9 protein-coding genes and 3 pseudogenes are annotated in these 12,868 nt (G+C 62.6%); 9 read left to right on the top strand and 3 right to left on the bottom strand.

The features are described from left to right. Positions 1 to 13: 13 nt before the first annotated feature. From ACZ47F_RS12070 to ACZ47F_RS12060, 3 genes and pseudogenes are all read right to left on the bottom strand, one after another. Positions 14 to 1,255 (bottom strand): RNA-guided endonuclease InsQ/TnpB family protein, encoded by a 1,242-nt coding sequence (locus ACZ47F_RS12070; protein ID WP_464924940.1) that lies wholly within the window; start codon positions 1,253 to 1,255, stop codon positions 14 to 16. Between the two features lie 520 nt (positions 1,256 to 1,775). After that, on the bottom strand, positions 1,776 to 1,988 hold the full coding sequence (locus ACZ47F_RS12065; protein WP_464926637.1) for a DUF1272 domain-containing protein: 213 nt from the start codon (positions 1,986 to 1,988) through the stop codon (positions 1,776 to 1,778). Positions 1,989 to 2,000: 12 nt separating this feature from the next. Then, positions 2,001 to 3,231: pseudogene (locus ACZ47F_RS12060) on the bottom strand (IS3 family transposase). Here ACZ47F_RS12060 and ACZ47F_RS12055 point away from each other — a divergent pair. The 9 genes and pseudogenes from ACZ47F_RS12055 to ACZ47F_RS12015 form a co-directional block, all read left to right on the top strand. After that, positions 3,230 to 3,901: a ParM/StbA family protein gene (locus tag ACZ47F_RS12055; protein WP_464924939.1), complete on the top strand. Its 672-nt coding sequence runs from the start codon at positions 3,230 to 3,232 to the stop codon at positions 3,899 to 3,901. The pseudogene ACZ47F_RS12060 and the gene ACZ47F_RS12055 sit on opposite strands and share 2 nt — an antisense overlap. A 175-nt stretch (positions 3,902 to 4,076) precedes the next feature. Then, the gene (locus tag ACZ47F_RS12050) at positions 4,077 to 5,363 is read left to right on the top strand and encodes an ISL3 family transposase (protein WP_464924938.1); all 1,287 of its coding nucleotides are present in this window, start codon (positions 4,077 to 4,079) and stop codon (positions 5,361 to 5,363) included. Between the two features lie 42 nt (positions 5,364 to 5,405). After that, positions 5,406 to 5,798: a hypothetical protein gene (locus ACZ47F_RS12045; protein ID WP_464924937.1), complete on the top strand. Its 393-nt coding sequence runs from the start codon at positions 5,406 to 5,408 to the stop codon at positions 5,796 to 5,798. A gap of 7 nt (positions 5,799 to 5,805) precedes the next feature. Then, positions 5,806 to 6,837 carry an IS5 family transposase gene (locus tag ACZ47F_RS12040; protein WP_464924573.1) on the top strand — a complete coding sequence of 344 codons (1,032 nt, stop codon included), beginning with the start codon at positions 5,806 to 5,808 and terminating at the stop codon, positions 6,835 to 6,837. 294 nt (positions 6,838 to 7,131) lie between these two features. Further along, positions 7,132 to 7,542, top strand: coding sequence for a hypothetical protein (locus ACZ47F_RS12035; RefSeq protein WP_464924936.1), 411 nt, complete (start codon positions 7,132 to 7,134; stop codon positions 7,540 to 7,542). 415 nt (positions 7,543 to 7,957) lie between these two features. Then, positions 7,958 to 9,058, top strand: coding sequence for a hypothetical protein (locus ACZ47F_RS12030; protein WP_464924935.1), 1,101 nt, complete (start codon positions 7,958 to 7,960; stop codon positions 9,056 to 9,058). A gap of 217 nt (positions 9,059 to 9,275) precedes the next feature. Then, positions 9,276 to 9,716: pseudogene (locus ACZ47F_RS12025) on the top strand (transposase); the annotation flags it as partial. Positions 9,717 to 9,976: 260 nt separating this feature from the next. Next, a protein-coding gene (locus tag ACZ47F_RS12020) for an IS3 family transposase (protein WP_464924934.1) occupies positions 9,977 to 11,550 on the top strand; the annotation gives its coding sequence in 2 pieces (ribosomal slippage) (positions 9,977 to 10,415 and positions 10,415 to 11,550; 1,575 coding nt in all). Between the two features lie 11 nt (positions 11,551 to 11,561). Beyond that, a pseudogene (locus tag ACZ47F_RS12015) lies at positions 11,562 to 12,707 on the top strand (IS3 family transposase); the annotation flags it as partial. Positions 12,708 to 12,868: the final 161 nt, after the last annotated feature.

Here is a 12,868-nt window from a genome sequence, read left to right as displayed (position 1 = left end):
ATTCCTACGGCGCTCAGGCGCGGCATGGATTGCTCCCTGAGCAGTCGCTTCGGTGGGTTCCTGCTGCTGGCGGCATGACTGCACCGCTCACTTCACAGGCGAACCGGGCGTGTCCCGCCCTTAGCACATTGATCGCGCCGATCACATCGGCGTTGTCCTCGAAACCGCATTCCACACACGCGAACCGGGCTTGCGTCTGCCGATTGGCCGCCGACACATGGCCGCAGCACGGACAGGTGCGGCTCGTGTTCTGCGGCGGCACAGCAATGAGCCAGCCGCCCCGCCACTGGAGCTTGTCATCCAGTTGGCGGCGGAACTCGAACCAGCCTTGATCGAGGATGGATTTGTTCAGGCCGGACTTGGCCCGAACGTTTCTTCCCGGCTGCTCGGTCGTGCCCGTCGATGACCTGGACATATTCCGTACCTGCAAGTCCTCGATGCACACGAGCGCGTGGTTTTTGCTGATCGCGGTCGAGGTCTTGTGCAGGAAGTCGCGGCGGGCGTTGCCGATGCGGGAATGAATGCGCTGGACGCGGGCTTTCGCCTTCTTCCAGTTGTTGCTGAATTTCACCTTGCGAGAAAGCGCCTGCTGCGCACGGCGCAAACGTGTCTCGTGCCGTTTGAAGCTGTTGAGAGGCGCGTAGAACGTGCCGTCCGAGAGCGTAGCGAACCGGGCGATGCCCATGTCGATGCCCACCGCACCGCCATTCGGAATCGGCTGCTCGACTTCTCGCTCGGTTTGGATGGAAACGAACCATTTGCCACAGGACTGGCTCACGGTGATGTTCTTGACCGTGCCAGGCACTTTCCGGCTATTGCGATAGCGCAGCCAGCCCAGCTTTGGCAGAAACAGGCGGCTGTTGTCTTGGTCGAGCTTGATCTGTTTCGGGTCGGGATAGCGGAAGCTGTCGTGCTGGCCCTTCTTCTTGAAGCGCGGGAAGCCGGCCCGCTTGGCGAAGAAGTTGGCGTAGGCGCGTTTCAGGTCCTTGAGGGCTTGTTGCTGCGGATGGACAGGCGCATCGGATCGCCAGGGCGCCACCCGACCGGAAGGCATAGGCGCACCATTGCGCCACGCGGTCAGTTCCTTGCATAGCCCGGCGTAGCCGAGTTTCTTCTCGCCACGCTCGCGGCGCGCCTCCTGCAAGTTCAGCGCTTCATTGAACACGACCCGACACGAACCAGCGATGCGGCGCATCTGCCGCTCTTGCTGGCCGTTCGGCCTGAGTTCGAATTTGAAGGCTTGAAGTTGTTGCATCGCTCAGTCAGCACAGCCGCAGCGGATCCTTCCGGTGCAGCGAGGTCAGCAGGGCGGACGCCACGCAGTGTAGCGGGTGTGTTTGGCGCATCTGCGACGCCAAGTGTGCCCGCCTCAGGGACGCAGCCAGCATCGCAGTGCCCCTCCCGCCATTAGCAGGCCGTTGAAAAACTACTGCGGTGGGCCATCTACGGCGTTGCACGGTGCGCGCTGCCTCGCCTATCTATTTGATATGTCTCGGTCGCTGCGCGCCGTGCGCCTTGCATCTGGCCATCCTCGCGAGGTTTTTCAACGGCCTGCTAAACCCCGAGTTGGCGGCTGATTCGGTCTTGCAGGCGTCGGCGGCGAACACCGGGGCCGCTACTGACAGGGTGATGGAGAGTGTGAGTTTGCATAGGGGCCGCCATGGCATGACGTGTTGGGTAAGGATTCCCTTAGTCAGCCGGCGGACTCCGGTCTTACAGGCGCTGCAGGCGGGCAGGCCTGGTCTGAACCCACTCCGCAGTTTTCCCGCGTGCCGTCAGGCGGGAGTGGTTGCGCAACCGGCCGGGTTGTGTACCCGTTTGGTGGAAGGCGGGTTGCGTTCGAGCTTGCCGGCGGGGCGGCAGGGGCGTTGCACCAGGTCACCGCCGCAGTTGGGGCAGATCAGCTTGAGCTTGTCAGTCGCGCAGGTGGCGCAGAAGGTGCATTCGAAGGTACAAATGCGCGCTGACCTTGCCCCTGGAATTCGTATCCCATAGCCGACTCATGCACTGGCTTGCCTGGGTTGGTTGGCGAGCCAGTTTTCTTCGAAGCGCATCGGGCTGACATAGGCCAGGGTTGAGTGCAGCCGGGTGCGGTTGTACCAGAGGATCCAGGCGACGACTTCGTCCATCGCCTGGCGCCGTGTCTTGAAGCGCTGCCCATGCAACCGCTCCACCTTCAATGACCCGAACAGCGTCTCGCTGCAGGCGTTGTCCCAACAATTGCCACGACGACTCATCGACGCGGTGATGCCGTACTCGGTCAGGACGTCGCGGAAGTCCTTCGCAGCGTACTGGCTGCCGCGGTCGCTGTGGAAGATCAGCCCGGCCTGTTTGCTCGGATGACGTTTGAACCACGCCATGCGCAAGGCGTCGATGACGATGTCGCGCGTCATGTCGGCGCGCAGGCTCCAGCCCACCACCTGGCGGCTGAACAGGTCGATCACCACGGCCAGGAACAGCCAGCCTTCGTCGGTTTGGATGTAGGTGATGTCACCCGCCCAGACCTTGTCGGGCTCGGCCACGGTGAACTGCCGGTCAAGCAGGTTGGGGGCAATCGGGAAGTCATGATTGCTGTCGGTGGTGACCTTGAAGCGCCGCTTGCCCTTGGCGCGGATGCCGTGCAACTGCATGAGCTTTTGCACCCGCTCCTTGCCGACTCGGATGCCCCTGGCCAGCAGTTCTTTCCACGTCCTGGGCCAGCCGTAGCTCCCGCGGGTCTCGGCGTGGATGGCCTTGATATGCACCAGCAACGCATCGTCGCTGAGATGGCGTGGCTGGGCCGTGCTGGCAGCCCGCACGACGTGCGCGTGGTAGCCAGCCACGCTGACCTCCAGCACCCGGCACTGCACCGAGATCGGCCACACGCGCCGGTGGCGCTCAATGAAGGCGTACTTCACTTCGCTGCCTTTGCGAAGTACGCGTTCACCCAGCAGGACATTCACTGGATGTCCTGCTTCTGGGTTCACCTTTTCCCAGGATGTCGCGCTCCATCTTCACCCGCGCCAACTCGGCCCGCAGCCGACTGATCTCCATCTGCTCGGCGCTGACGGGCTTGCTGTCAGCCCCCTTGAGCTTGCCTTGCCGGTGGGCTTTGACCCAGTTGAACAGCGTCTGATCCACCACGCCCAGTGTGCGGGCTGCCGCCGCGATGCTCTGTCCACCCTCGACCAGCCGCACGGCCCCTTGCTTGAACTCGAGCGTGTACCGCGCCCGCCTTGTCGTCTTCGTCATGTCCGTTCTCCTTGCTTGGATTGAATCACTCAGCAAGGGATACGTTTTCCGCGGGAGGTCAGCCGGCTACGGCGTAACCAAGACAGCACGCCGCCTCGATGCGGACACCATCCTCAATAAGTCCATGCCGTCCATCGTGACGTCCGACCCGAAAATCGACCTGGCATCGACTGCCAAACAAGACGTGATCCCCGTCTCAGTCAACGGCGCAGACTTCCTTGTCGGGCGCGGCGTCATCATTGGCCAAGAATTCGGTGCCGATTTTTCAGACTCCTGGTATCGAACACCGAAATACGAGGCTTTGACGCTGGGATCGATTTATGACGCCGGCCTGGAAGACATCGAGATGCTGGTTCTTGGGTTGCCGGTGTCGCTTTTTCTGCAAAAGAAAGCGGGCGATTACCTGAAAGAAAAGTACGCGCACAAAACCTTGCAGATCAATGGAAAGTCATTCTCCATTGGCGAAGTCAGCGTATTGCCCCAACCACTCGGAAGTTACCTTCTCCTTGGACAAATTCTGCCGGAACTCAACAAAGAATTTGAGCGCGTGGGCCGAGACCCCATTGAATCTACCGAAGATCTCGTGGGCATGCCCATTATGGTGATGGACCCCGGCCAGGAAACGGGCCCTTCGTCGTTTAATGTGGAATCCAACAATCACAATGGTTGATGGTGGTCGGGGCCGGTGGACATGTGGGCAAGGCGCGAAGCGGTTCCTCGTCGTTTCGTGTGGAAAGCGACATTCACAATGACCGCTGGTCGTCGAGCCCGGTGGGCATGTGGGCAGGCCGCTTGCCGGCCTGTCCACATGCCCACGGGGCGGGCTTTGCCGAGGAGTTGATTCGATGAGCGTCAGGGTCGAAGCGCTGTTCACCAGCGCACTGGGATTGCAGCCGCCATGGGTGGTCGAGGACGTCAAGCTTGATACCGTCAAGCGCCGCATCGACTTTGAGATCGGCTGCCCGCAGGCGCGCCTGGCCTGCCCGGCCTGCGGCGCGGCTGCGCAGCCCGTGCACGACCGTATGCGCCGCTCGTGGCGGCACCTGGACTTCTTCCAGTTCGAGGCCTGGCTGCACTGCGATGTGCCGCGCGTGGCCTGTGGCTGTTGCGGCAAGACCACGCAGGTGGCCGTGCCGTGGGCGCGAGCGGGCTCGGGCTTCACCGCCGCCTTCGAGGCGCTGGCGCTGGCTCTGTGCCGCGATCTGCCGGTTCGCCAGGCAGCGGCGCTGCTGCGCTGCAACGACAAGCAGCTGTGGCGGCGCATCGAGTTCTACGTCGAGCAGGCGCGTGCGCTGGAGGACTTCGCCGGCGTGCGCATCGTCGGCATCGACGAGACCAGCCTGCGGCGTGGGCAGGACTACATCACCGTCGTGCACGACCTGGAGGCCAAGCGGCTGCTGTTCGCCACCGCGGGGCGCGATCACAAGACCGTGCTGGACTTTGCCGCAGACCTCAAGGTGCACGGCGGCGATCCCGCCGAGGTGCGGCACGTGTGCATGGACATGAGCGCGGCCTACCTCAAGGGCGTGGCGCTGGCGCTGCCCGAGGCCCAGATCAGCTACGACCGCTTCCACGTCGTCTCGATGGCCATCGAGGCGATGGACCAGGTGCGCCGGCAGGAGATGGCCGAAGACGCGAGAAAGGTGCGATCGGCGCTGGGTGGCAAGACGCTCAGGCAACTGCTGTGGGGCATGCGACGCAACCCGGCCAGCTGGAGTCTCCGCCAGCTCGATGCCATGCACTGGCTGCAGCGCTCGACGCTCAAGAGCGCGCAGGCGTGGCGGCTGAAGATGGCGCTGCGCGAGGTGTACGCGCAGGCGCGCGCACACAACAGCCTCGATCAGGCCGCAACCGACCTCAAGGCCTGGCTGAGCTGGGCGCGGCGCTGCCGGCTCGAGCCGTTCAAGAAGCTGGCCGCCACGCTCAAGGAGCGCTTCGACGCCGTCGTGCGCGGGATGGTCGATCACCGCAGCAACGCCTTCGTCGAAGCCATGAACGGGTTGCTGCAACAGGCCAAGCGCGCCGCACGCGGCTTCAGAACGAGCACGAACTTCATCGCCATCGCCTACCTGCGCCTGTCCAAGCTCAGGCATCTGCCGGCCAGCCCGTTCGTGCCGGCAATGTCGAAATGACGGTGTCGCTTTCCACACGAAACGACGAGGAACCAGGAAACGATGGACTGGATTGTCTATAAGGACGGCGTCGTCATTCGCGATGCAAGTGGTGCTGAAAGCGGGCACGGTCGGATGCGCGTCATTCAGCATGTTGCTGAATACATCGAGCGCCACAAAAATATCACGCTCAAATGGGGCTCGCGCATGGATCTCAATGATGCGCTGTTGCGGGAATCGTCGATCTACGTTTCCGGCCTGAAGATCAACACGAAAGATTACGTCGAGGTTGCGAAAGCCGCTGCGCGTGATTCTGTTGACCTTGTGTTGACGCGCGTCGGCAACATGCTTGATCGCATTCAGGTGATTGTGGTCGCTGGCGGACATCCACAGGGCGCCTCGAAAAACCTGGCCGTCGAGCGGCGGGCCGGGCATCATGTGGGCATGGTGACGTGATGAGGGGATGGCGGTGATCAAGGTCAGTCTGTTCGCGGAGCAAGAGCGCGAGACCAAGCTGGACAAGATCGGCGACGCGCTGAGCAAACTGGCCCAGCACGTGGACTTCGCGGCGTTGGCTGCGGAGATCGACGAGGCTGCGCCGCGCCCTGGTCGCGAGCGGGGCGGGCGCCCGCCGTTTCCGACGGAACTGATGATTCGCGTCCTGGTGATCCAGCAGATCTACAACCTCAGCGACGAGCAGATGGAGTTCCAGCTTCTGGATCGGCTGAGCTTCCAACGCTTCGTGGGCCTGCGGCAGAGTTCGCAGGCGCCGGACCGCACGACCATCTGGACTTTCAAGGAGCGGCTGATCAAGGCCGGTGCCAGCGAACGCATCTTCGATGCGGTGAGGCAGCAACTCGACCGTCACGGCTACATCGCGCGCGGCGGCCAGATGATCGACGCCAGCATCGTGCCCGTGCCGAAGCAGACGCTGAGCAGGGACGAGAAAGAGATTGTTCAGCAGGACGCGATGCCGGCCGAGTGGTCGGCGCCCAAGCGCCGGCAGAAGGACATCCAGGCCCGCTGGACCAAAAAGCACGGCAAGAGCTACTTCGGCTACAAGCTCTCGACCAGCGTGGACCGGCGGCACAAGCTGATCCGGGGCATTCACATCAGCACGGCCAGCGAGCACGACACCCTGCACTTCGAGGGCGTCCTCGACGCGGGCAACACTAGCCGCGACGTCTGGGCTGACAAGGGTTACGTCGACGGCGAACGCGAGGAGCGTCTGAAGGCCCAGGGCTGGCGCATGCACATCCAGCGCAAGGGGCAGGCCGGCAAGCCGCTGTCCGACTGCCAGGAGCGGCGCAATCGGCGCATTGCCAAGACCCGCGCTCGTGTGGAGCACATCTACGCCAGCCTGGAACAGATGGGCGGTAAGGCGCTGCGCTCGATCGGCCTGGACCGGGCGACGCTGCATCTGAACTGGAAGGCCGCGACGTACAACCTGCGGCGTCTGTGCTCGCTGATGGAGGTGGGGCCGGCGCCCTTCTGACGCCCGAAATGGGCCTGGAGCGGTCGAATGCCACCGGACCAGGGCTCCAGACGGCGGAGAAATCCCCTCGCCACCCTTCGCGTGGCTCGGAAACGCGCTCGTTTGAGACATCATCACGGCACGGTCAGGTCAAAGATGCGGTAATTCGAGGTGCCCCACAGTATTACGTCGAATACCTTCGTCAAAAATTTCCGCTCGTGCCGATTGTCGATTCAGGTCTTGGCGTTTTCAGCAACGTGACCGGCTTCCTTCTGCACGGGGAAGAACTCATGCGCCGTCGCACCGGAGCCTGATATGGAAAGCAGACAAGCCCGATATGTAAAAATCCAGGAGAAGATTTACATCGGAGCAGCGACGCGACCGGCTTTATATGGCGCTCTCGTTGAATTCGACGTACCGAAAATGAGGGTAGAACGGCTCCTTCAGCTTGCCGAGATCGGGCTCGCGGCGGAGAACGCCATGCGCAGCATGCCATCGCCAACCCATGCCCGATCACCTTCACCTGCACCCGCAACAGTGCCCGCACCCGTACCTGCACCCGCGTCGGTCAGCGCTCCTGGCGAGCCGGTAAAAACGGACAATCCAGCCGCAGCAGAGCTCGCTGACGGCCATGTCCATGCGGCTCGCCAGGAGCTGCAGGCGTCCGGTGGACTCGTGAAGATCGGCGCGCGCGAGGGGTCTGCAATGAGCAGGTACATCAAGTAATGCTCGCCCATCAGCATGTCCGATACGTCATGCGTATCGGACATGCTGATCAAAAAAGCCGAGTTCAATCAATGTGTTACGAGAACATTGATTCGCCGCTACCCGGCGACACGTGCAGACGTCGAACGAAATGCTGTCCGATACGTAATGCGTATCGGACAATGTAAACAAGGCCGAGATGTCCGATACGTAATGCGTATCGGACATATAATCTTGGGGTCGGAATGCTCGGTTTCGGGTGAACCTGACGCACTCCAAGCCAAGGTCACCCGATCCGGGCGGAGATCTCGCGGAAAATGTCCGATACGCATTGCGTATCGGACAGTGAAATTTGTCCGGTACGCAATGCGTATCGGACAAAATTTGTCCGATACCTTTTTACATGCGATGAAGCTGAAAAAAAGTAGGTCTGGAAATGGCACCCACTGAACACGAAGAACCTGACACCAAAGATGCGGCCCAAGGCGGGGAACCGCTGTACGTCACACACGCTGTCCAGGCGCATGACGACCCGCACAGCGTCTCAACACAAGGCGGCAGTCTGGCGCACATGGAACAACCGCATGGGGACGATCCGCTTGCTGGTCAAAGGCTGACGCGCAAGCGGCGTGACATCGAGCTGCTGAAAATCAACGGTGAATCCGGCAATATCAAAGAATCGACTCGTGCGATCAATATGAGGATACAAAGGGCGATCTGGCAAAGATGTATCGACGATCTGGCAGGTGAGAATCAAGAGGTTGAAAGCATGCTGACGGCCTCGCAAATTACAAACCACTTTATCGACCTTGCCAAAAACCTTGTATTTACACAGAGCACCTACGAGCGCTATCGAACCGCCATGATTTCTGAGCTTCAGCGGTGGATCGAAACCACGCCGACCCCCGAAGAACGACAAGACTATATCAACGCAAGGAATTCCCTGCTCGACCCAAAACACAAGCCTGAAAACATTTTCTACGGCATCTCTCCCGCAGAGGCCGCAAAAAGTCGGCAAAGACACGAGAAGAAAATTAGTCGAGGCGACATCAAGAAGATTTATTCAGAACTCGAAAAAGCCAATATCAAGGGCAGGGAAACCCTTTGTTTTGTCCGTGCGACAATCGCAACCGGACTTCGGCCATCGGAATGGGAAAACGCATCCATCAATGGAAATGGAGCACTGGAAACAAAAAGAACGAAAGTCCATAAGCACATTCCGGCATACCAGCGCACCAAAATGGCATCCAGCGTTGCCGGACGAACCATCACAAACGTTTACGAAGCCGATCAAATCCTGATCGAGAAATTCGGCGAGATACCAGACCTCAAGATCAATGAGATCAGAACAATCGACATCCCTGACGATGAACGTGCATTCGTGATCGAACACCTCGCGAATGTCGCTGAAGCCAAGTCGAAGGGCATCGAGGGATTCTCGCGATTCCAGGAAAGATGTTCCAAGTACCTTTATCAGGCCGTTGAAAAACTACTGCGGTGGCCCCCCCCCGCGTCAGAATACTTGTCGCCCCGATAGGACCAGAGCTGTGAGACTGGTTCATTGATGGTGGTGGGAGGCTGTGGAGCTTGTGGGCGAAGGCCGGCGCGGTGGGCAACGCGGATGCGTTGTCCACGGCAAGCTGGCCGGTGCGCGAAGCGCATCGTCCACAAATGCACAGCCTGTGCGGCGCCGAAGGCGCCGCCCCCCGCACACCATCGTTTCATCGACACGGGGGCGCGGATGAGAGAAGAAGTTGGCTCGATACGGACAAGCATTCAAGGACCGGGCGGTGGCACGCATGCTGCCGCCGGAGAGCGCCGCACCGCAGGTGGTGTCGCGCGAGATCGGAGTGGGCGTGGACACGCTGGAGCGCTGGCGCGCTGAGTCGTTGGCCAGGCCGGCGAAGGAGCGCGTGTGGACAGCTGCCGCGCGCCTGGAGGCGGTGATCACGACCGCGGCGATGGACGATGCCTCGCGCAGCGCCTGGTGCCGCGAGAACGGCGTGTACGCGCAGCAACTGCAGCAATGGCGAGACAACGCGGTGCGGGCACTGGCTGCACCCGAGGAAGTACGTGCCAGCCCCTCGCAGACCAAGGAGGATCGGCGCCGCATCAAAGAGCTCGAGCGAGAGGTACGCCGCAAGGACAAGGCCCTGGCCGAGGCGGCGGCGCTGCTGGTGCTGTCAAAAAAAGCCGAGGCGATCTCCCCCCGCGTCAGAATACTTGTCGCCCCGATAGGACCAGAGCTGTGAGACTGGTTCATTGATGGTGGTGGGAGGCTGTGGAGCTTGTGGGCGAAGGCCGGCGCGGTGGGCAACGCGGATGCGTTGTCCACGGCAAGCTGGCCGGTGCGCGAAGCGCATCGTCCACAAATGCACAGCCTGTGCGGCGCCGAAGGCGCCGCCCCCCGCACACCATCGTTTCATCGACACGGGGGCGCGGATGAGAGAAGAAGTTGGCTCGATACGGACAAGCATTCAAGGACCGGGCGGTGGCACGCATGCTGCCGCCGGAGAGCGCCGCACCGCAGGTGGTGTCGCGCGAGATCGGAGTGGGCGTGGACACGCTGGAGCGCTGGCGCGCTGAGTCGTTGGCCAGGCCGGCGAAGGAGCGCGTGTGGACAGCTGCCGCGCGCCTGGAGGCGGTGATCACGACCGCGGCGATGGACGATGCCTCGCGCAGCGCCTGGTGCCGCGAGAACGGCGTGTACGCGCAGCAACTGCAGCAATGGCGAGACAACGCGGTGCGGGCACTGGCTGCACCCGAGGAAGTACGTGCCAGCCCCTCGCAGACCAAGGAGGATCGGCGCCGCATCAAAGAGCTCGAGCGAGAGGTACGCCGCAAGGACAAGGCCCTGGCCGAGGCGGCGGCGCTGCTGGTGCTGTCAAAAAAAGCCGAGGCGATCTTCAACAGGAACAAGGGCGAGGACGAATGATCGGCCTCGAAGATCGCCAGGAAATTGCCCGAGACATCGAAGCGGCTTGCGATGCCGGTGCGCGCCTGAAGCCAGCGTGCGAACTCATGGGGATCAGCGCGCGTACCTTGCAGCGCTGGAAGGCCGGCCAAGGCCTGGAATCTGGCGATGGCAGGCCGCAGGCCGTGCGGCCGGCGCCAGCCCATGCGCTGAGTGATCGCGAACGTGCGCAGATCGTCAGCGTGGCCAACGAGCCGCGCTTCGCCGATCTGCCGCCGGCGCGCATCGTGCCGACGCTGGCTGACGAGGGCGTCTACATCGCCAGCGAGTCCAGCTTCCGCCGCGTGCTGCGTGCGCAGGGGCAAATGAGTCACCGCGGGCGCGCCAAGGCACCACGCAAGGGCCGGCCACCGACCACTCACGTGGCCACCGCGCCGCGACAGCTGTGGTGCTGGGACATGACGTTCCTGCCAAGGGATGTCGCCGGACGCTGGTTCTTCCTGTACCTCATCATGGACGTGTACAGCCGCAAGATCGTGGGCTTCGAGGTGCACGAGGACGACGACTGCGACCACGCTGCGCGGCTCGTGCAGCGTACGGCGCTGGCCGAGGGCATTCACGCCATGCCGCGTGACGAGCGACCCGTACTGCACGGCGACAACGGCGCCACGCTGAAGGCCACCACCGTGCTGGCCATGCTGTGGTGGCTGGGCGTGAAACCGTCGTACTCACGGCCCCGCGTGAGCGACGACAACGCCTTCGTCGAAAGCCTGTTCCGCACGGCGAAGTACCGGCCGGAGTTCCCAGAAAAGGGCTTTACGGATCTGTGCGCCGCGCGCGAGTGGGCGCGCCAGTTCGTGCATTGGTACAACCACGATCACAGGCACAGCGGCATCCGCTACGTCAGCCCGGCACAGCGCCATGAAGGCCACGACGTCGCGATCCTTGCGGCTCGGCACCAGGTCTACCTCCAGGCTCGCGAACGCAACCCCGCGCGCTGGTCACGCGGCACACGCGACTGGTCGCACATCCGGGCCGTTACCCTCAACCCTGAACGCGACTCTGTGGTCACAACGGCTGTGAGCCGAGGAGACATTCAGCCGATTGCTGCGTGAAAGAGGCGACAAGTAGCTTGACGCGCGCCGATCTTCAACAGGAACAAGGGCGAGGACGAATGATCGGCCTCGAAGATCGCCAGGAAATTGCCCGAGACATCGAAGCGGCTTGCGATGCCGGTGCGCGCCTGAAGCCAGCGTGCGAACTCATGGGGATCAGCGCGCGTACCTTGCAGCGCTGGAAGGCCGGCCAAGGCCTGGAATCTGGCGATGGCAGGCCGCAGGCCGTGCGGCCGGCGCCAGCCCATGCGCTGAGTGATCGCGAACGTGCGCAGATCGTCAGCGTGGCCAACGAGCCGCGCTTCGCCGATCTGCCGCCGGCGCGCATCGTGCCGACGCTGGCTGACGAGGGCGTCTACATCGCCAGCGAGTCCAGCTTCCGCCGCGTGCTGCGTGCGCAGGGGCAAATGAGTCACCGCGGGCGCGCCAAGGCACCACGCAAGGGCCGGCCACCGACCACTCACGTGGCCACCGCGCCGCGACAGCTGTGGTGCTGGGACATGACGTTCCTGCCAAGGGATGTCGCCGGACGCTGGTTCTTCCTGTACCTCATCATGGACGTGTACAGCCGCAAGATCGTGGGCTTCGAGGTGCACGAGGACGACGACTGCGACCACGCTGCGCGGCTCGTGCAGCGTACGGCGCTGGCCGAGGGCATTCACGCCATGCCGCGTGACGAGCGACCCGTACTGCACGGCGACAACGGCGCCACGCTGAAGGCCACCACCGTGCTGGCCATGCTGTGGTGGCTGGGCGTGAAACCGTCGTACTCACGGCCCCGCGTGAGCGACGACAACGCCTTCGTCGAAAGCCTGTTCCGCACGGCGAAGTACCGGCCGGAGTTCCCAGAAAAGGGCTTTACGGATCTGTGCGCCGCGCGCGAGTGGGCGCGCCAGTTCGTGCATTGGTACAACCACGATCACAGGCACAGCGGCATCCGCTACGTCAGCCCGGCACAGCGCCATGAAGGCCACGACGTCGCGATCCTTGCGGCTCGGCACCAGGTCTACCTCCAGGCTCGCGAACGCAACCCCGCGCGCTGGTCACGCGGCACACGCGACTGGTCGCACATCCGGGCCGTTACCCTCAACCCTGAACGCGACTCTGTGGTCACAACGGCTGTGAGCCGAGGAGACATTCAGCCGATTGCTGCGTGAAAGAGGCGACAAGTAGCTTGACGCGCGCCGGGGCCATCTGCGGCGTTGCGCGGTGCTCGCTGCCTCGCCTATCTATTTGATATGTCTCGGTCGCTGCGCGCCGTGCGTCTTGCATCTGGCCATCCTCGCGAGGTTTTTCAACGGCCTGTTAGATCGCGGCG

The sequence above is a fragment of the Thiomonas islandica genome (genome assembly GCF_055383445.1).
The sequence above is the reverse complement of the archived record's forward strand: the minus strand, read 5'-3'. Positions and strand labels throughout refer to the sequence as shown.